Below are 19,899 nucleotides of genomic sequence, written 5' to 3'. Positions count from 1 at the left end.
GACGACACGATTTTGGCACTCATTTATGAGATCTCAACAGGCGGGACTTTTAGGCTTTTTTCAATCTGAGCCGCCATTGACCGGGTATGCTGATACCCGATCCGAAACAATTCCCGTGCTTTTCCAATATCCGCTGTGGTATACTGAGCCAGTTGGGGCGGTTCGATCAGCACATTACATCGGGCAAAGCGCTCTTTCGTTTTACTTTGCACGGCCAATACCAGGCTCCGCTCGATTACCCCCCGCATCGAGGTTATCGGTTTCCGCGGGCCCAGCACATTGCAATGGGACCCAATCAGCACATCGACTTTATTTTCGATCACATCGACCGGCAGGTTATTTAACACGCCCCCATCAACATACTGTTTTCTGTTGATTAAGAATGGTTCGAAAATGCCCGGCAAACAGCAGGACGCCAGCACCGGCCGAATCAGTTCACCTTTGTTGAACACCACCTGTTCGCCATCGTTCAGTTCAACGGCTACTACATGCAATGGAATTTGTAGTTCTTCGAACGAGTCGTGGGGTATATACTTCCGATAAATATCGACAATCGTATCGAGTCGAAGTAATCCCATACGGCTCCAGGCTGGCCGCAGCCGACGAAGAAACGGCGACGACTCGATTATTTTAAGACTTTCTTCGGGCGAATAACCCTGAGCCAGCAAGGCCCCGGTTACGGCCCCGGCACTGGTTCCGGCTATCTGATCGAAACCGATTCCCATCTCGTTCAATGCCTTGATAACCCCCAGGTGAGCGATACCGCGTGCTCCGCCACCCGATAACACTAATCCAATTTTCATTGTCTGACAATACAATATAATTGCATAACGGCAGGTTTACGCTTTTGGTTTAGAGTCGACAACAGGCTATAAAAAATCGACAAGCCGTCCAGTCGCATTCACCCGAACTCCTCGTTCTGTCATTTCAACCGTGGCAGCTTCCGTTATCGGATCATGCTCAAATACCAGAATCCAGTTTTCGTCGGCGGCTTTTTGCAGCAAGCGGGCTTTTTCGTCCATAGTCATCAATGGCCGTACATCGTAACTCATTACGTAAGGCAATGGCACATGTGCCGACGATGGAATCAGATCGGCCATAAAAGCAACCGTTCGGCCATTGATGGTGAAGATCGGTAAGGCCATTTTTTCGGTATGGCCATCTACATAAATTAATTCGATGTCAGGTATAGGAAACTCGCTTTTGACCAGAAACTGCAACTGACCACTCTCCTGCAAGGGCATGATGTTTTCGCGCAGAAACGAGGCTTTTTCACGTGGGTTCGGGTTAACGGCCCATTGCCAGTGGGCCGAGTGAACCCAGTAGGTAGCATTCGAAAAAACGGGCAGCAATTGACTGTCCACTCGTTTAACGGCCCCGCCAACGTGGTCGAAATGCAGATGCGTAAGCAGCACATCGGTTACGTCGGCAGTAGAATAGCCCGCCTGCTCGATTGATCCGATCAGCGAAACATCGGCAGGGTGCAAATCGTAATGACCGAAAAATTTAGCGTCCTGCTTGTTGCCAATTCCCGTATCGACCAACAGCAATCGATTGCCCGATTCGTAGAGCAGGCAACGCATCGCCCAGGTGCATCGGTTCTGTTCATCGGCCGGATTCAGCCTGTTCCAGAGCGGTTTGGGCACAACGCCAAACATAGCGCCACCATCCAGTTTAAACAGGCCCGTATCGAGAGTTTGTAGTGTCATATGCGGTTGATAGTTATCGGGCAAAAGTAATAGTTCAGGCAGTAAGACCAGTCGATTACTCCCCTGTTACTTTTTCTGTAAAAAATATGTTGCCTTCCGTAGTAATTCGCCAGCCGTATGCTCTATTCGTATCAAGAGCCCAAAACAGAGGGGGTTCTAAAGTTATTTTGCCAGGAGCCGACTTTTAGCCGCCATTTCTTTCGGGAACGCCATCATCGGTTGCTCACCATTGCCTGGAACCGGGGAGATGATCAGAGTGTCGTAATTGACGGCATTGAGTATGTATTTCCTGCGCAGTCTATTCTGCCACTGATGGTTAATCAATCGTTCGATTTTGAGCGTCCTGAAAATATCGTTGCCTGGCAGTTCGACCGCGAATTTTACTGCATTATCGATCATGACAAAGAGGTATCCTGCGTAGGGCTTTTGTTTTATGGCTCCAAAGGGTCGCTATTTCTGGATGTAGATACCGACGAGCAGCGTAAATTCGGTGCACTCCTGACGGTTTTTGAAGACGAATTCACCACGCACGATTCCGTACAGGGCGAAATGCTGCGGATGCTTCTCAAACGGCTGATCATTAAACTGACCCGGCTGGCCAAACAGCAATACATCGACCCGGAGCTTTCTGACAATGATCTCGACATTGTTCGGCAATTTAACCTGCTAGTCGAAAACAATTACCGTAAGCTACACGCCGTAAGCAACTACGCCGACCTGTTGAACAAATCGCCCAAAACGCTATCGAATCTGTTTGCCTTGTATAACCAGAAAAGTCCGCTGAGCATTATTCATGAGCGCATTGCCCTCGAAGCCAGACGGCTGTTGCTCTATACTGATAAGTCGACAAAAGAGATTGCCTACGAACTAGGTTTTGAGGAAGTCGCTCATTTCAGTCGCTTTTTCAAGAAAGAAACGGGCCTGCCGCCGTCGGAGTTTAAGGAGCACCTTCGGCTAAAACTGGCCAGCACCTGACGAGGGTTCGGGAAGAATTGGTAAGACAACGGGAAATACTGCCATTTTGGAGCACGTTTGTCGGCTGCACCTTTGCAATGTCAATCAGACAAACAAAACTAAACGCAACAATGGCAACCTTCACTGTACCGACCCGCGACGAGGTTTCGGCTCAAAATCAGCAACTTTTCGATAATTTACAGAAAGGATTAGGTTTCGTTCCTAATTTATATGCCACCTTCGGGCTTTCAGAAAACGGATTGGGGGCTTACCTGGCCTTCCAGCAAAGTCAGACCAAAGGAGCTTTCCGGGCCAAAGAACGCGAAGCCGTCAATCTGGCTGTTTCGCAGGCGAATAACTGTATCTATTGTCTGGCAGCTCATACGGCACTAGGCAAAATGAATGGCTTTACCGACGAGCAGATTCTACAACTTCGTGCAGGTTATGCCGATTTCGATCCCAAGCTGGATGCGCTTGTCAAACTCACTAAAGCCATTACCGAAACCAAAGGGCATCCGGCTCCCGAACTAATCGACAATTTTATTGCGGCTGGCTACGCCCAAAGCGCACTTGTCGATCTGCTATTGCTGATTGGCGATAAGATTATTTCAAATTATCTGCACAGCACCACCCAAATTCCGGTCGATTTCCCGGCCGCTCCTGTTCTTGAAACCGTAGAACTGTGATCGCCTAAGGTTCTGCAACATATTGGTTCGGTTGTAAGACAAGTGTTTTTTTCTGACAGGATGAACAGGATTTTCAGGATTAATTGGCTAGCTATTATCAAAAATTAATCCTGAAAATCCTGTTCATCCTGTCAGAAAAAAACTTTATCATGCAAATTGACGGCTGGGCGACAAATTAGTAGCCGGATTTGTTATACTATCGTGTTGTCATTCCGGAACCCTACTGATAAATGAAACGAATCGTACACAAACACCCACTGGCAATTCGGTGGTTTCACTGGATCAACTTTCCGGTTCTGTTCGTCATGATCTGGAGCGGATTGCTCATTTACTGGGCTTATGATCCTTACAAAATCCAGATTGGCGACTATACGCTGATATCGTTTTTCCCGGATGGATTCTATAAATTCCTGGGCGTATCTCGTCGATTGGCCGAAGGTATGGCCTGGCATTTTGTATTTATGTGGATTTTTCTGCTGAACGGGCTTTTGTATGTGAGTTATACGTTTCTCTCGGGCGAATGGCGTCATCTGGTTCCCGACCGGCATTCGTTTCGCGATGCCATTCAGGTAACGCTCTACGATCTGGGTCTGCGCAAAACACAGCCGCCCTTTGTCAAATACAATGGCGCGCAGAAGATCGCCTATTTTTCAATTATGCTTATGGGAGCCGGATCGATTCTGACCGGGTACGCTATCTATAAACCAACCCAGTTTGCGTGGCTAACGGGCCTGCTTGGTGGCTATAAAGCGGCCCGGATGGAGCACTTTATGCTAACCATTGGTTATGTACTGTTCTTTCTGGTTCACATTGCACAGGTGATTCGTGCTGGCTGGCAGAACTTCCAGTCGATGGTAACCGGCTTCGAAGTGTTAAAGCCCACCCCGGTTCAACCCGTAGCGCCAGAACCACCCACCCAACCCGAAGCGACTCCTAACCCCAGCTTATCATGAACGCATCCACAGAGCCTAAACTTCCCGAAGAAGATCTTCCCGAATCGATTGTTCGTCGTCGAATGCTCAAGTCGTTTGGCTGGTTTGCCGTAGCGGCTGCTGTGCCGTTTGGGGTTTATAACTGGATCACCCGCAGTCCGAAACTGCTGGGCATCCGCAGCCCCTTACGCAAGGTTCTGTTCACTAACGAAACTATTGCCCGTACCTATTTCAGCAACACGCATCTGGTAAAAACATTCCCGGTTGAAGCTGCCGCCAAAAAAGCACGTGTCAATGGGTACGATGGTCTAAAAACCCCAATTCCCGAAGACTGGAGCTTACAGGTAGAAAGTCCCGGCAAACAGCCGTTAACCCTATCTATCGACGATATTAAAGCATTGCCCAGGCACGAAATCGTTTATGAATTCAAGTGTATCGAAGGCTGGAGCCAGGTTCAGCACTGGGGGGGCGTTCGTCTTTCGGACTTTATTGCTAAATACAAAATTGGCACTCATAGTGGAACCGAAATCAGTGCCGACAATACCGACGATATGTATAAGTACGTTGGCCTCGAAACACCCGACAAGGGCTACTATGTGGGTATTGATATAGAAAGTGCATTGCATCCGCAAACGTTGCTGGCCTATGAACTCAACGGCGAACCCATTACGGCTCCACACGGTGCCCCCCTGCGGTTGATTATTCCAGTCAAATATGGTGTCAAGAATCTAAAACGGATTGGTCGGCTGTTTTTTACAGATGAGCGTCCGCGCGATTTCTGGGCCGAACGTGGCTACGACTATTACGTTGGCCTTTAGGGTTATACGCATCTGGCAAACAACCCTAAAAGGTTTTGGAAACCTTTTAGGGTTTAATTAAAACTCACGCATCAACATGAGCTATTCGTTTTTATCGCTCTTCGTAGCAGCCGCTATGCTCTACGGGGCCGTTCCTTCAACGACCGAAAAACCACGTAAACCCATACCGCAGCCCGTTGTAGTGCTTGAGTTATTTACATCGCAGGGGTGCTCCAGTTGCCCACCAGCCGATCAGGCATTGCAGGAGTTGACAAAGCAGGCTGCGCAGGCGGGCCAGGCGGTGTATGGCCTCTCGTTTCATGTCGATTACTGGAATCGACTGGGCTGGCAGGACCCATTCAGTAACAAACAGTTTACCGATCGTCAGCGCCAATATGATCGGGTATTACACTCGCAAACCTATACGCCACAAGTAGTTATCAATGGGCAGCAGGACGTAATTGGAGGGCAGCGTGGGCGCATTCAGCAGGCTGTTCAGGCCATTCAGAAACAACCCGCATCGGCGTTTGTTGGGGTTGATGGCAAACTGACCCGAAACGCCAAACAGGTAACAATCGATTATGAACTCTCATCAACGGGGCCGTATCGGGTTAATGTAGCATTACTGCAAAAAGAAGCCCGGACGGCCGTACGAAATGGCGAAAACGGCGGGCGAACGCTGGTTAACACCAACGTAGTTCGTCAGTTCAAAAGCCTGGATTCGCCAGGTACTTCAGGCCATGTAAGCCTCGACTTACCCGACAAGCTGACGGCCGACCAGACGGCAGTGCTGATTTACGTACAACGAACTGATACGCAACAGGTTGTTGGTGCCAAACAATTGTAAGTATTTCCTTCATAAACAAATAAGCGGTGGCTTTTTAGCATTAAAAAGCCACCGCTTATTTGTTTATCTATACCGGTTATTAACTACTTCTGGCAACTTCCTGGGCTACCGCTTACTTTTAGTAGATTCGAATCAGATGCCGTAGTCTATGCACTCTTTTCTGTTTTTCTGTAGTCTACTGATCCTTTCCGGCGTGTACGCATCGGCCTATACGACCCAGAACACTCCCCAGCAGTCGCTGAACGCATACGTTGCGTTTCTGAATCACTCGGTCGATGAAGTTATGACTCGGTTCCACCAGATTCAGACCTACTACGCCGATGCGGAGTATTATCGAAAAAATCCGAACAACCACCTCCGATTAGCCTCGTCGGGGCCGCTGGACGAGTTCTATTATACCAAAGCGCTGGAAACCGACGGCATGACGCCAGCCGAAAAACAGCGTCTGGATGCGGGCACCAAAGCGCTCTGGCAACTACTGAATAAAATTGATCAGACCGGCAAAAAGCTCGAAACTTACGTTCGGCTCAACGATTACCAACGCGACAACCTAAAACAATCCGACGCTCTACTGAGCGAATTTCAGATGCTTTTCAATCAGTTCAGCCAGGATAAAGATTCGCTTTTCAAGCAAATTCAGCGGGTATACAGGCGCTACCAGCCCTACCTGCCCAACGACGCCTACCTGCACACAGAAAAGGAAATGGAGCAGGTCATTCAAAGTCAGTTCAAACTACTCGATACGCTATCGTACTACCTCAACGAAACTACCCAGCCCAACTGGCCCGCCGAACTCGTACAACAAAGTATGCTGGCCGACTCCAAACGTATTTCGGCTTTTGGTCAGGCTCAGTCGGCTGTGGGATATCCGGCGTCGAGCATGGTTTCCTCCTTTAGAGAAGGATTACAGGGAATTCTGGATATTAAAAAACGGGGCCTTGACGACAATACGTTTGCAGCTCGCCAAAATGCCCGTCATAACAATGAAGTTTATCTGTCGCTTATCAACCACATCAACAACGATCTGATTAGCTGGCAACATTCGTTCGTGAGCTACAGCACTTCGGTTAAACAACTGTTAACATACCCGAAATTCTGCCCGAAATTTTTCTTTGACGCTCCGCAACAAACAACCTCAGCCCAGTCTCAAACAGCACCGTTCATCGACAGCACTCCTATTACCTTTACGGTAAAACCAGCAACCGCACCAGCCACCGACGCACTGTTTATGGCGCTATCGGCCTATGTGGAATTTATTAACGAATCGCTGCGACAGATGAATCACCTGCAGGTAGTGCTGCGAAACTATCAGTCGGCGGCCGAATACTACCGAAATCCTGCTCCTAACCGGCGCAACAACCTCACCTATACGCACGACGAGTACAAAGTACCGGTTTCGGAGTACCAGCTTCTCATTAGCAACAGTCAGCAACTGCCGCAACCGTACCGCAACCCAATCAACAAACAGGCCGAAGTACTACTTAACATACTTAAGGAAATGGATGGTCTGAGCATCGAATTGATCGACTACACCCACCAGAAGCACTATCTTCAGGATCAGCTAAAACGATCGGATGCAATTCTGGACCGCTATACGTATTTGTTCGATACTTTTGATCGAAAAAAGGAGCGTCTCTATCAGGATGTTCGACGGATTCACGAAAGTTATCCGCTCAAAAACCCTGGCGACTCCTGGCAGGTAGCCGGGAAAGCCCTCCAGCAGATGCTCGACAACGATAAAGATGTACTGTTTGGTGTTAAGGCGTATCTGAAAGGTGAAGTCAATCAACTACCTCAAACCGAAAAAATTCAGGACAATGCCCGAACGCTTATTCAGGACGAATACCAGAATCTGAAAGGGTTGAAACGGCTTGGTCGCAACAATGGTCTGTGTCCCTACTCACCCTACGAAGACATTGCCGATAATTCTTTGAAACTGGCCGAAAAGGTGCAGCACGTTAAAACAACATCCAACTCATACGCAAACCATCCTTACGAAGAGTTTTATTATTTCTTCAACAACCAGCTCGTTTACGAGTACAACAAATTCAGCGAACTGGCCCGCGTTGGTGTGCTCAAGGCGATTAACCAGCCTAATCTGTTTGTCTTTCGGCGGGCAGTTCCTCCCCAGTCGAAACCACCGGTTTCGGAAGCAACCACACCTCCCGAAAAACCAGCCCCTACCCCTTCCAACCCTGTGGTTACGGTTGCTGCAACGAAACCCGTTAGTGGGTCGTCTACTGAATCCTGGCCCAATGTATCCAATCAGGCCAGGATTCAGCACGATACGGTGTATGTAGATCGATCTCGGGTAGACACGGTTTATGTTGACCGGGGTGGACGGCAGGAATACCCAAATTCGCTGAACGGTTTTGCCGCAAACAATATGGTGTTATTACTCGATGTATCGGCTTCGATGGATTCTCCGTATAAATTGCCATTGCTAAAAAAATCTATTAAATCGCTGCTGGCGCTACTCCGTCCCGAAGATCAGATCTCAATTGTGGTTTATTCGGGGAAAGCGCGGGTGGCACTCAAACCCACTTCGGGCGCCCGCGCCGATGAGATCGCCCAGGTGATTGACGGGCTTCGTTCTGATGGTGACACCGATGGCAATGGAGGTATCCGGCTGGCCTATAAAGTTGCCAACAAACAATACATTCGGGCCGGAAACAACCGCATTGTTCTGGCTACCGACGGCGAATTTCCAATAAGCGACGATATATACCAATTGGTTAGTGCATCGGCCAGTCAGGATGTTTATCTGACGGTATTTACAGTTGGCCGTAATGAGATAAAAGGCAATGTGTTGAAAAAATTGGCCCAATTAGGCAAAGGCACTTATACCCACGTCACGCAAACGAACGCCAATGGTCAGTTGATTCTGGAAGCACAGGCAAAAAAAGTCAAGTAGTCAATTTGTCATTTGGTATTGGAATAAAACAAATGACCAATGATTAATTAACCAATGACGCCGACGGCAAATGGCCAATTTCAATCCGTGATTTTTACTTTATAAAAGGTTGAATGCTCACTGGTAATGGCACTACCGGTTCGGAATGTACCATCGGGCTTAACGGTTCGGATGGAGGTTAGCAACAGGCTCAACGCATTGAAATCGGCCAGGGGCTGCTGAAAATAAGTAATCGGAATCGTGTAGGAATCACTACCTCTCCCCACTTCAACAGTCAGATAATCGGCCTCGTTGGCACTGCTTTCGTCCTGAATGTCGTTTCCCCACTTGTCTTTCTTTTCGTTGACTTTCGAAATTGTCAGTTGGCTATGCGACGTTTCGCCCTGCCACCGTTTTTGAAAGGCCGTCCAGAAATTGCCGGGTTCAACCTGCTGCCATTGCACCGCTAACGGTTGTTTACGAGAGTGTGATGGCGGCAGCAAAATCTGCTGACTGGTTAGATCGGGCTGCGTCTGAATACGGCCAATGTTGTATTCGTTCCCATCCGTCAGGACCATCGAAAAGGCATAGGTAGCGCCCCCCAGAACGGTTTCCGGCGAATCGGCCAGGAGTTCGTAATAGGGAAAAGCGCCATAATAGTTCGACGACCCATTGTTGAGTCGCATAGGCTTTCCGTTGACCCGGATCTGAATGGCTTTGTTGGCAATGGTCTTCCCGGCTCCATCTTTCAGGAAAGCTTTTATACTACTGCTATTTCCATCATAGCATACTCGCCGATGAACCTCTATAGTCACCTGGATCAGGGCAGGATCGGTCACCGATCCGGTCGATAAATCAGATCGTCCGCAGCGCATCATCAGAAAAGCCAGTGTAAGAAAAACACAGGTTCGATAACGTAGTAAATGTGAGGGTATCATAACAACCGTTTGTTGGGCTGATTGTCAGATTTTCTCCAGCAGGCTTAGAAATTCCTGTTTTTTATTTCGCGAAACAGGCAATGTTTTATTGTTGTCCATCACAACCTCACCCCCATCGCCACGAATGTACCGCTGTACATAGCGCAGATTGATCAGAAAGCCATGATGAACCCGGCAAAACCCCTTGTGTTCTAAAACCTCTTCCACCTCTTTGAGCGTCTTGGATATCAGAACATTTTTTCCATTAGTCAGAAAAAAGTGCGTATAGCCCCCATCCGATTCGCAATAGTAAATGTCATCGGCTTTCAAAATCTGAAGCCCTTCCATGGTTGGAAGGGCAATTCGATCGCCCAGTTTTTGCCGTGTAAGGTATTCGACAAACTGGTCGACACTGGCCGCCGATCGATGCTCCCGCTCCTGAATGGCTTTGCTAACTGCCTGAACCAGTTCATCCTTATCAACTGGTTTCAGAATGTAATCCAGCGCATTATGCCGAATTGCCTGAATCGCATACTCATTGTAGGCCGTTGTAAAAATCACCCGGAAACTGGTAAACCGGCAAGCTGCCAGCATATCGAATCCACTCATGCCCGGCATTTCAATATCCAGAAAAACCAGATCAGGCCGATAGCGTTCAATGGCTTCCAATCCTGCCCGTCCGTCGGCACAGGGAGCCAGCAAATCAACCGTTGGGCAATATTTGGCCAATAATAAGGCCAACACATCCCGGCAATGTTTTTCGTCGTCAACTAAAATGGCGGTCATCAGAAAGAGGTTAATTTTTGGGTAAAGCAAACGTGCGTTCCAGTGGGTGTACTCCCTGCTTTATAGCGATCACAAATCGTAATTCGGGCATCGGCCCCATACATCTCGTTGATCAGGTTCAGACGTTCTTCCGTAATGGCGATGCCATGTGTTTTATGCGCCGTCAGGCTATTGGCCTGAAGCCGGGCCGAAGCCGCCCGGCCAATACCATTATCTTCTATATCGATTATTAATCGGTCCTTTTCCTGCCGACACTGGATCTGCAATTGGGGCTTTCCTCCCTGCATGGGCAGCAATCCGTGCCAGATTGCATTTTCGACATAAGGCTGCGTAATGAGCAACGGTACGTGAACCATGTCGAGATTCAGATCGTCGCTAATGCTGAATAGAATATCGAATTTATTATCGCTCCGAAGGCGCTCCAGTTCCAGATAAATCTGCAAAACGTTCAGTTCATTGCGCAACGATACCCATTCTGCTCGGGAGTTAATGAGCACCTGCCTGATCAGCCGCGAAAATTTAGTCAGCAGATCAGATGCTCGCTCGCCATCGTTCTGCAAGATAAACTTATTGATTGAATTGAGGCTATTGAAAATGAAATGCGGATTCATCTGCATTCGCAGCGCGGTTAGCTTGGTTTCGGCCACCCGTCGGTTGGTTTCCATGAGCTGGCGTTCGGCCCGCCGGTAGGCCTCTTCCATTTCTACCTGTTTAATTTTCTGCGAGCAGAGAGCTGCCACGGTTGTCAGAATCTTCAAATGCTGGGGCTGAAAAAAATTCGCCTGTGGATGTTCGGCATCCAGCACTCCCCACACCTGGCCATTAACCCAAATCGGGACCGTAATCTCCGAATTCCGAACGGCGTCGTCGGCAATATAACGCTTATCAAGTGCCGTATTACCAATTACCTCGGGCTGACCCGTTCGGGCAACTTCACCAACAATACCAACACCGGCTGGAATTTCGATTGGATGTAAAATAACATGACCTGTCGGGTTTTTTGGGCCGTGAGCCGCTTTCTGCACCAATACATTGCGTTGACGATCGAGCTGATACACCACGCAGTCGACAAAATGCAACCGGGCAATACAGTTTTTAGCGACATCCCAAACGACTTCATCTACCGTGCTCTGTTCAAGCAGCGACATTGCAAATTCATTAATAATACGTTCGGCTTCGAGTTCACCTTTCAAAGATTTCCAGAGACTGGTTGATCGACGTATTGTTTCTTTACTCGCCACACCTGCATGGATTAGATCAAGGTCAAAGAAAAACCATGAATAACGAACAAAGTAGTCTTAACCTGTAACTGGGTGTTTTGAGTGAATAACTGGGCGACTGGGCCGATAACTACCGGTTCTGAACGCTCTTTAGCAATTGTATCGCTGTGAGTTCAAGGCTCATTCGGCATCCTGCTAAAAATAGCACTACCGTTCCATCAACCAGAAACAGGCTCAGTTGAAATAGCCTTTATCTTCGCTTCGCCGGTATTAGAAGATACAACGGGCAGCTTTTCCGTATGATCAGTAGTGAGCGTAATAGCGGATCAAAAAAGGTATTCGGGTTGAGCGGCCTTTCCCCAAACGGCCAATATCGAGGCTATCTGCTGCTATTTTTGCTGGTGATTTTCCGGGGAAATGCACAGTGCCAGTCATCCACCATACTGTTCCAGCGGCTGACCTTACAACAGGGACTGGCCACCAATTTCACTACGTCCATTACGCAGGATACGCTGGGTTTTATCTGGCTCGGCACCGTTAATGGTCTAACCCGTTTCGACGGTCAGCGGTGTGTTACCTTCGCGCATCAACCCGGAAACCCATATTCGCTATCGAATCGGCTGGTGCGCAGCATTTTCCGAGCCCAAAAGGGTACACTATGGATAGGCACTCAAAATGGGCTGAATCGTTTTCTGCCTGAAACGCAACGCTTTCAACATTACTCCTTTGCTTCATTGGGGGCAGGCTGTAACCTGATTCGGCATGCTGCTGAAAGCCCCGATGGTCGACTTTGGTTTGCTACCAGTGGTGGAGTAGTTGTCTTTAACCCGGCAACAGCCAAAGCCAAATTACTGGTTATACCGTCAGATTCGGCCTCCCATCAGGCGGCCAATAGCATTCGTCGCGTGCTGATGGATGGGACCACGCTATGGATTGCGACCCAGTCAGGATTATATGCCTACAATCGACAGAACCGGCAGTTTAAATCCTTTCGTCACAACGTATCAATCGCCACTTCGTTGCCGTATGATTATGTATCGGCACTGACGCTTAACCCACAAACGAAAGAGATTCTGTTAGGCACTCGTATGGGCCACGTTGCGGTTCTTGATCCTGCATCCGGTCAATTCCGACAACTCCCTCTGGACGCTACGAATCAGGAAATAGGGTCATTGTTATATACCCGAACGGGCACTTTATGGGTAGGCGTTACGGGTAGAGGGCTATTCCGCTATGATTCGGCTACTAGGCGATTTTCGTCGTATACCAACAATGAAACAAATCCCAGAAGTCTGGTCTCAAACTCGGTAAAAGCACTTTTTGAGGACAACAGTGGCGTTATATGGGTAACCACCGACGATGCGGGCGTTAGCTGGTTTAATCCAACCGTCAGTAAGATCAATTCGCTTTTCGACGATGTAGGCTACCGCCCAACCTCCACTCTGGGACTGGATGCCTGCGGGCTGTCGTTTGACCAGAAAAATTGCCTTTGGGTAGCAACCCGCGATGGCATTGTGTGGATCAACCCCAAAACACAGACGTATCGGCTGTATCGGCACGACACCAAAAATGCGGCTAGCCTACACAATAACTTCACCTATTCGATCCTGGCCGACTCGCAGGGAGCTGTTTGGATAGGTAGCCCAACGGGACTCGATAAACTTAATCCAACTACAGGACAAGTTGAACAAATCCTGTGTTTACCCCTACCCGAACATCCTGGTATCTATCCTGAATTCAATTCTGATCGACACAATTTTGTGGCCGGGAGTCAGGTATTTAGTGTGGTTGAGGGACCCGACAAACGTTTATATTTCGGCACGAACGAGAAACTAACTGTCTACGACCCACAAACCCATCTTTTTTTCAACCGATTCAACGACGAACGAATTCGAAAACTCCCCGGCAAAAATTACAATACACTTTGTTTTGACCGACACAATAATTTATGGGTTGGCGGTTTAGGCCCCGTATATAAAATCAGCCCTGATCTGACCCTACTAGCCGAATATACGCATCAGGAAGACAACCCAAACAGCCTGCCCGACGACGGCGTTACCGATTTTGTCGAAGATCGGCACAACCGTATCTGGATGAGTACCGACAATGGCCTTGCCTGTTTGAACCAGCACACGCAACACTTCACAATTTATACGACCCGACATGGCCTGCCCAACAACGACATTGCCGCACTGCGGTTAGTCGGCGATACGCTTTGGGTCAGCACCAGTCGGGGTATTGTCAGCGTCGATACCCGCCGGTTAGCCTTCACGGTTTTTGATGAATCGGACGGCAGTCCATCGGCAGAGTTTGAATCAGGAGCTATGGCATTCAACTCAACAGGACGGCTCTATTTCGGAGCCATGCGGGGTTTGGTCTATCTGGAACCTAAACACATACAACTTAATTCGTTTGTCCCGCCGGTCTATATTTCTTCGTTCCGAACCGTTGATCGGGTCTGGCTATCCGGCCCCCTGGCCAATCCGCCGAGTCTGGTGCTGGGTCCGGCGCAAAATGCTTTTTCCTTCGAAATGGCTGCGTTAAGCTTCGATCATTCATCTGGTAATCAATATGCTTACCGACTCGAAAATTTTGAAGAGCAGTGGAATCAGACCAACGACCGGCCCTTTGCCAGCTATACCAATGTACCTCCTGGCTCCTATGTGCTGCATGTGATTGCTTCGAATAACGATGGCGTCTGGAACCGGGAAGGCTACCGATTAGCCATAACCATTCAGGCCCCTTTCTGGCAAACCTGGTGGTTTCGACTAATTGCCCTAACAACGCTTCTGACTATTGCCGTAACTCTGGCCCGCTGGCGCGAGAAGCGGGTAGCCAGCGAGCAACAGGAAAAAAGCGAACTCCGCGAACGTATTGCCGCTTCGGAGATGAAAGCGCTTCGGTCGCAGATGAACCCGCATTTTCTGTACAATTCGCTAAACGCTATCCGGTTGTTTATTCTGCAAAACGACAGTGACAATGCCGACAAGTACCTGGTTAAGTTTGCCCGACTGATGCGCCTGATTCTGGATAACTCCCGCCAGGAGTGGGTCACATTGAGCAGCGAGTTAGAGCAATTGCAACTCTACCTCGAACTCGAACAGTTACGATTCAATCATAAATTCGACTTCACATTGGGCATTGACCCGGCGCTATCGCCGGAAAAATTATCTATTCCTCCCATGATTATTCAGCCCTATATCGAAAATGCGATTCTGCACGGTATGGCACATAAGAAAACCGGTGGCACAATAACGGTAGCTATTTATCCCAAAAACGACCATCTGGAGTGTATTATAGACGACGATGGTGTAGGACGACAAAAAGCGCAGGAGCTAAAAAGCAGAACCGTTTCGTCGCATAAGAGTGTAGGGCTGAAAGTAACCGAAGAGCGCCTTCAGCTCATCACCCAACGAACAGGTAAAGAATCGGGCGTTGTAGTTATTGATAAAACAACCGATCAGCAGGAACCTGCCGGTACGCGTGTCATTGTTCAACTGCCAGCACTCGACGGGCAAAATGAATAGTCATTCCCCCTAAGGAAGCCACCTGAAAACCAATGATTAACCCGTTAAAACGCATGATTGGCACTGAGCCAGGCCTGAATGCCGCCAATGGTCAGCGTAAGAATGAGCAACACCGCAAAGGCCATCAGGCCAACGCCAACAATGCCACGAACCTCCCAATTCGATCGTGAGCCGGGGAGTGGCTCATCCAGCTCGTCGGGCACATAGGTAAGCTGCGTAGTAGTGCCTTCAGTTACCTGCGCCCAAAGCCTTGAGTGCATATACACATCGACCTCACGAGGCTGCCCCGCAGCGTCGTGAAACAGACATTGAGCATAATAACTTTCCAGATTACCCCAGGCTCCCTGATCCGCTTTCCGAAATTTTTTCAGAATGGTTGCTGTCACCGTAAGCCCACTCGTGCGAAGATCACGGCCATCATACCACAGGTACCAGCCGACGAAGAAAAACAAAGCCCCAAAAAACAAGCCGCCAAAAGCGATTAGTAACGGAAGAATTGTTGCCATTTTCTAAATAGTAAAAAGAGGATAAACAAAAGTGAGGCACATATACTGCGCAACCTAACCCTACTTACTAATCGGTAGCTATGACTTTACAATCGGTCAATATGGCTTAATAACTGGCAGACTGGCCCAATACTGGTTATACAAACTAGCCGATACACCATTTGGCCGGAAATTGTCGCAACTTCATGGCTCCTCCGCTGAGAGACCACAATCTGCCGCCATTGGTTTAAACGATTAACCGATTTAGTCGATAATTACGTGTTCTTAGTCGTAGATTCTGGCTTACAGGCAAACACCGTTCGGAGAGGTGTTTGTCGAAAGGCGTATAGTTGGGCCGCCAATCGGTTATTCCCAGGAAAGTTTAAGAAGAGAAACGCCCTGTCGCGGCAACGAAAACGATAAGGTTGTAGTCCCATCTTTCACGTTGATCCACTCGGGCGACGTAAGCAGTTGAAGCTGGCCCGCTTTTTCGAGGGCAGCAATCTGTTCGGCTGTTGGATTCTTTGGTGACCCCATTGCTTTCCAGACCTCATAGGAGTTACTAAACTGTTGATCAATGCGATAATGTTGTAGCAACACTCGCTGGCCCGGCACGCCCTTAACCTGAACAGTAACCGACGATGAAGCCACCAATTTATTGTCGTCGTGATAATTCCAGACCATGATAGCTGCCTCCCTGGCGTCTTTTGCGGCAAAGGCATTGATATCGGGCTCGCCCCGAACACTCTCATTTTTGATTTTGCGGTAATCGTAGGCCAGATTTTGCGCAACTTCTACTCGGTTGCCCTGCATCATGCCAAACATTCGGAATACATTCAGTACGGGTTTATCGACTCCATTGGTAGCCAAATCCCGAAATCCACGAAACCAGGGTTGATCTTCGAACTCAAAAGCCCACGTAACGGCTCCAAGCAAATTCACGCCCCGCGCCTGGGCCAGATCATGTTTACGGGCAAACGAAGCTGCGGTATAACTGGAGTACATAGTACCGTTGCGATAGGCATTTTGCGGGTGCAGATCCTCCGAGCAGGCTGCACACCCTTCAGGGTCCGATTCGCCAATAATAATCGGGAGTTTTTTGAGAGTTGGGTACGACGCCACAATCTCGAAACCTTTGTCGATGTCGCGAAGCTGCGTACCCATGTTCATCTGCACAATGCCATCGACAACTTTTGGTGCTCCTTTGGCGTGAAACGTAATGAAATCGAGCGGAGTCCCAACCTTACCTGTCACGTAGTTTTTACCGTTGACCACATGATCCAGAAACGCCCGGAAGAACTTTTCCGACACATCCCAGTTAGGCCCTGTCACTTCGGGGCCGCCAATACGGGCCGTTGGCAAGGCCCGTTTGACCGCATCGGCCGTATAATCGTAGAGTTTGATATATTCCTCCGTTGTGCCTTTCCAGTAGCTAATATTCGGCTCGTTCCATAGCTCCCAATACCAGCTTTCAACTTCTTTTTTACCGTAGCGGGCTATCGAATGATTTACCCATTCATAAACAAGCGTAGCAAACTTCGCATAGTCTTTGGGCGGGTAAGCCCAACCCGTGTAGATGTCGTTGTAGTTATCGCCGGGTTGCCAGTGGTGCCGATAGGGTTGCGGCTTCGACGACAGGGCTTCGGGCATAAACCCAATCTGGGCCAGCGGTTTCATACCACGTTCGATGTAGGTGTCGAAAATTTGGTCGACGATTGTCCAGTCATATACCGGTTTCCCCTGGGCATCTTCGGTGTAGGCATTGGTTGAACCCCACTTCAGCGCAGCCGTACCGTCGCCCGTTACCAGCAGGCTATGCGCTCGCACAAAGACCGGAACCCGGCTCAACTTCGCGATTTCGGTGAGCAGTTTTTTGCCGTCCTTCATGTAGGTGTAGTTAGGTTCGTCGTAGCCAAACCACGCCCATATTGGCCGAAGCGGCCCCTGGCTCTTCGCCAGATCGACCTGAATAGAAACGGGTGAAGGCGATTGGGCAAAACAGGCCGTACTAACCGACAGAAAAACAAGGATTATCTGGCAAACCGAACGCAGCATAATTCAGCAGAAGAGTATGACGAACTAAAGCATTACCGGGAATGGTTCTACCGTGCCATTCTTTTTGCCACTTATTTATCAACCAGTGTCGACGTAGCAAATAAAGTAATTTGCATCCCATCGGGAGCCTGAACTCTTGCTACGTCACTCCACGGTGCCGTTGTAGGCGGTGCTACCGACGTAGCGCCCCCACTCGTCAATATGTCGGTAGCAACGGAAATAGGTTCGGTTACGCGCAATGCTAACCGAACCGGCCCAGATACCCGGCTCCCGACCTCGATCTGATCAATTCGTGCGGCATGGTTAGCATCAATTAGTTCGATAGATGCCCGGCCTGCATCCAGAATGATCCCATTACCCGTTTCTTCGTGCCATTCTTTCGACGTTTCCAGACCAACCGTGTCGCGGTAAAATGCGATCAACTCATCCAGATTATCGACGGTCAGAATCAGGCGCAGTTCTTTTACTGTAGTTTTCATAATGATTTTAGGAGGGTTTGTAAGTAGGATTACAACAGTCATAAAGAAGCCGCAAAGAAGCCCGCGTTTACTTATTCTGTGCGGCTTTATCCGTTTCTCTTTGTCTTATTGCTGAACTCGGACTGATATTTACTGAATTTTTGGGTCATCCTGACCGTTCTATTTCCAGTTATTGTCGGCACCTTTTCTGGCCTGACGAACCGAACAACATCATGAAACAATACGACCACCCCACGGTCGACCAGATTACGCTAACGGGCATTCTACATGCGTTAAGTGATCCGGTACGGTTAAACTTTGTCAAATGTCTCGCGAAACAGACCTGTGAGCAGCCCTGCGGGTCTATACCTACTCCGGTTGCCAAATCAACCATGTCGCATCATCTTCGGGTGTTGCGCGAAGCGGGCATTGTGCAGATTCGGACGGAAGGCACACAAAGTCTCACTTCACTACGGTCGAACGAATTACAGCAAAAGTTTCCAGGACTGCTCGAATCGGTACTGAAAGCTGCCGCTACTGTAGATCGTTGATAGCTGCCTGAGCCTATCGCATTGGGAATTCGATTGCATTCCTATCGGTTTCCGATTCATCCGTTTCACCCATTCGTCTAAACAGTTCAGCACACTCTTTAGGCAGTTCAGGCAGTCATGTCTGGTTTAGCCGATGGTCGGCGATATAAGTTTGTATCGTTCCTCAAGCAACCAGAAACAACAAATACTGTCATGAAAACGTCTACAAAAATTGCAGCTCTGGCGTTTGCCCTTGTCTGCTCAGTCAATTTTGTTCAGGGCCAGCAGGTTCACCGTCCGGCTGCCAAAACCGCTTCAACTGCCAAAAAACCAGTTGTTAAATCAGCACCGACCAGCGCAGTTCGCAAGCCCGCAGCAGCCACACCAGCCAGTAAACCTCAATCAACAGCTCCGGTAGCCAGTCAGGCACCAGCCCAAACGCACCAGGCATCCCCCGTCCAGCAGCCTCAATCGCGCCCGCAGGCCGCAACTCGTCCGGCCGTAAGCCACACAGGCAGTCGGTCGTCGCACCGCACTCGGCCGGTGTACCTGAATGCTGGCCTGGGCTTGGCAACGTACTATGGTGGTGGACTACCACTCGGAGTTTCGGTTGAGGTAGGAGCCAAAAACAATTTTTCGGTAGGCGGCTCCATTGATTACTATCACTACAACTACGGCTACTATTCAGGTGGATACAATTTCATTTATGCCGGAGCCCGAGCTTCGTATCATTTAGGCGAAGCGCTGAACGTACAGAACAATAACTTTGACCCATACATTGGTGCATCACTTGGGTTTCGGTATGCTGGCTATAACGACTCCTATGATTATGGCTATTATTATGGCAATAGCTACAATAGTGGCCTATTTGTGGGGCTACACCTGGGGTCGCGGTTTATGTTTTCGCCCAAAGTTGGTGCCTTTGCCGAAGTAGGCTATGGTGTATCGGCCATAAAATTAGGCATCACCGCTAAGTTCTAATTGATTGCATCGACTCAACAGGTACGCATCATGCCAGCCACGCTTAATGATGACGCTAGCTTAAGTATGGCACGGTCTGGTGCGTACCTGTTGAAAATAGAACCATACCCATTAGTATCCTC

At 48.9% G+C, this 19,899-nt stretch carries 17 protein-coding genes; 9 read left to right on the top strand and 8 right to left on the bottom strand.

Features of this window, described 5'->3' with window-relative positions; all coding sequences use genetic code 11:
* Positions 1–23 precede the first annotated feature (23 nt).
* Positions 24–803 (bottom strand): patatin-like phospholipase family protein, encoded by a 780-nt coding sequence (locus WBJ53_RS04505; protein WP_338874863.1) that lies wholly within the window; start codon positions 801–803, stop codon positions 24–26.
* 66 nt (positions 804–869) lie between these two features.
* The gene (locus WBJ53_RS04500) at positions 870–1,709 is read right to left on the bottom strand and encodes an MBL fold metallo-hydrolase (RefSeq protein WP_338874862.1); all 840 of its coding nucleotides are present in this window, start codon (positions 1,707–1,709) and stop codon (positions 870–872) included.
* A gap of 117 nt (positions 1,710–1,826) precedes the next feature.
* Between WBJ53_RS04500 and WBJ53_RS04495 the strand changes: the two genes are divergently transcribed.
* The 6 genes from WBJ53_RS04495 (at position 1,827) to WBJ53_RS04470 (ending at position 8,839) form a co-directional block, all read left to right on the top strand.
* Positions 1,827–2,684, top strand: a complete 858-nt coding sequence (locus WBJ53_RS04495; protein WP_338874861.1) for a helix-turn-helix domain-containing protein — start codon at positions 1,827–1,829, stop codon at positions 2,682–2,684.
* A 110-nt stretch (positions 2,685–2,794) separates the two neighbouring features.
* Positions 2,795–3,349, top strand: coding sequence for a carboxymuconolactone decarboxylase family protein (locus WBJ53_RS04490; protein ID WP_338874860.1), 555 nt, complete (start codon positions 2,795–2,797; stop codon positions 3,347–3,349).
* A 230-nt stretch (positions 3,350–3,579) separates the two neighbouring features.
* Entirely contained in the window at positions 3,580–4,302 is a 723-nt protein-coding gene (locus WBJ53_RS04485; protein ID WP_338874859.1) for a cytochrome b/b6 domain-containing protein, read from the top strand.
* The gene (locus tag WBJ53_RS04480) at positions 4,299–5,099 is read left to right on the top strand and encodes a molybdopterin-dependent oxidoreductase (RefSeq protein WP_338874858.1); all 801 of its coding nucleotides are present in this window, start codon (positions 4,299–4,301) and stop codon (positions 5,097–5,099) included. Before WBJ53_RS04485 ends, WBJ53_RS04480 begins: the two co-directional genes overlap by 4 nt.
* A gap of 76 nt (positions 5,100–5,175) precedes the next feature.
* Positions 5,176–5,925, top strand: a complete 750-nt coding sequence (locus WBJ53_RS04475) for a DUF1223 domain-containing protein (protein WP_338874857.1) — start codon at positions 5,176–5,178, stop codon at positions 5,923–5,925.
* Between the two features lie 148 nt (positions 5,926–6,073).
* Entirely contained in the window at positions 6,074–8,839 is a 2,766-nt protein-coding gene (locus WBJ53_RS04470) for a VWA domain-containing protein (RefSeq protein WP_338874856.1), read from the top strand.
* An 80-nt stretch (positions 8,840–8,919) separates the two neighbouring features.
* Here WBJ53_RS04470 and WBJ53_RS04465 read toward each other — a convergent pair whose 3' ends face one another.
* Genes WBJ53_RS04465 through WBJ53_RS04455 form a run of 3 tightly spaced genes read right to left on the bottom strand, consistent with a single transcriptional unit; the run spans position 8,920 to position 11,714 of the window.
* On the bottom strand, positions 8,920–9,756 hold the full coding sequence (locus WBJ53_RS04465) for a hypothetical protein (protein ID WP_338874855.1): 837 nt from the start codon (positions 9,754–9,756) through the stop codon (positions 8,920–8,922).
* A 24-nt stretch (positions 9,757–9,780) separates the two neighbouring features.
* Positions 9,781–10,521, bottom strand: coding sequence for a LytTR family DNA-binding domain-containing protein (locus WBJ53_RS04460; RefSeq protein WP_338874854.1), 741 nt, complete (start codon positions 10,519–10,521; stop codon positions 9,781–9,783).
* Positions 10,521–11,714 (bottom strand): histidine kinase, encoded by a 1,194-nt coding sequence (locus WBJ53_RS04455; protein ID WP_338874853.1) that lies wholly within the window; start codon positions 11,712–11,714, stop codon positions 10,521–10,523. The genes WBJ53_RS04460 and WBJ53_RS04455 overlap by 1 nt, the downstream gene beginning before the upstream one ends.
* A 326-nt stretch (positions 11,715–12,040) precedes the next feature.
* On the opposite strand from WBJ53_RS04455, the gene WBJ53_RS04450 reads away from it, so the two are divergent.
* A complete protein-coding gene (locus WBJ53_RS04450; RefSeq protein WP_338874852.1) occupies positions 12,041–15,268 on the top strand; it encodes a two-component regulator propeller domain-containing protein in 3,228 nt (1,075 codons plus the stop codon).
* A gap of 44 nt (positions 15,269–15,312) precedes the next feature.
* Here the strand turns inward: WBJ53_RS04450 and WBJ53_RS04445 are convergent, their stop codons facing one another.
* The 3 genes from WBJ53_RS04445 to WBJ53_RS04435 form a co-directional block, all read right to left on the bottom strand.
* A complete protein-coding gene (locus WBJ53_RS04445) occupies positions 15,313–15,774 on the bottom strand; it encodes a hypothetical protein (RefSeq protein ID WP_338874851.1) in 462 nt (153 codons plus the stop codon).
* 345 nt (positions 15,775–16,119) lie between these two features.
* Positions 16,120–17,808, bottom strand: coding sequence for a beta-xylosidase (locus tag WBJ53_RS04440; RefSeq protein ID WP_338874850.1), 1,689 nt, complete (start codon positions 17,806–17,808; stop codon positions 16,120–16,122).
* Between the two features lie 71 nt (positions 17,809–17,879).
* Positions 17,880–18,287, bottom strand: a complete 408-nt coding sequence (locus WBJ53_RS04435) for a VOC family protein (RefSeq protein WP_338874849.1) — start codon at positions 18,285–18,287, stop codon at positions 17,880–17,882.
* Positions 18,288–18,499: 212 nt separating this feature from the next.
* Between WBJ53_RS04435 and WBJ53_RS04430 the strand changes: the two genes are divergently transcribed.
* Both WBJ53_RS04430 and WBJ53_RS04425 read left to right on the top strand, forming a co-directional pair.
* Positions 18,500–18,817 carry a helix-turn-helix transcriptional regulator gene (locus tag WBJ53_RS04430; RefSeq protein ID WP_338874848.1) on the top strand — a complete coding sequence of 106 codons (318 nt, stop codon included), beginning with the start codon at positions 18,500–18,502 and terminating at the stop codon, positions 18,815–18,817.
* Between the two features lie 192 nt (positions 18,818–19,009).
* Complete coding sequence (locus WBJ53_RS04425) at positions 19,010–19,777, top strand: hypothetical protein (protein WP_338874847.1); 768 nt, start codon at positions 19,010–19,012, stop codon at positions 19,775–19,777.
* Positions 19,778–19,899: the final 122 nt, after the last annotated feature.

The sequence above is a fragment of the Spirosoma sp. SC4-14 genome (genome assembly GCF_037201965.1).
In the GTDB taxonomy this organism is placed as follows: Bacteria; Bacteroidota; Bacteroidia; order Cytophagales; family Spirosomataceae; genus Spirosoma.
Note: the sequence above shows the minus strand (reverse complement) of the source record. Positions and strands in the feature narration are given on the sequence as shown.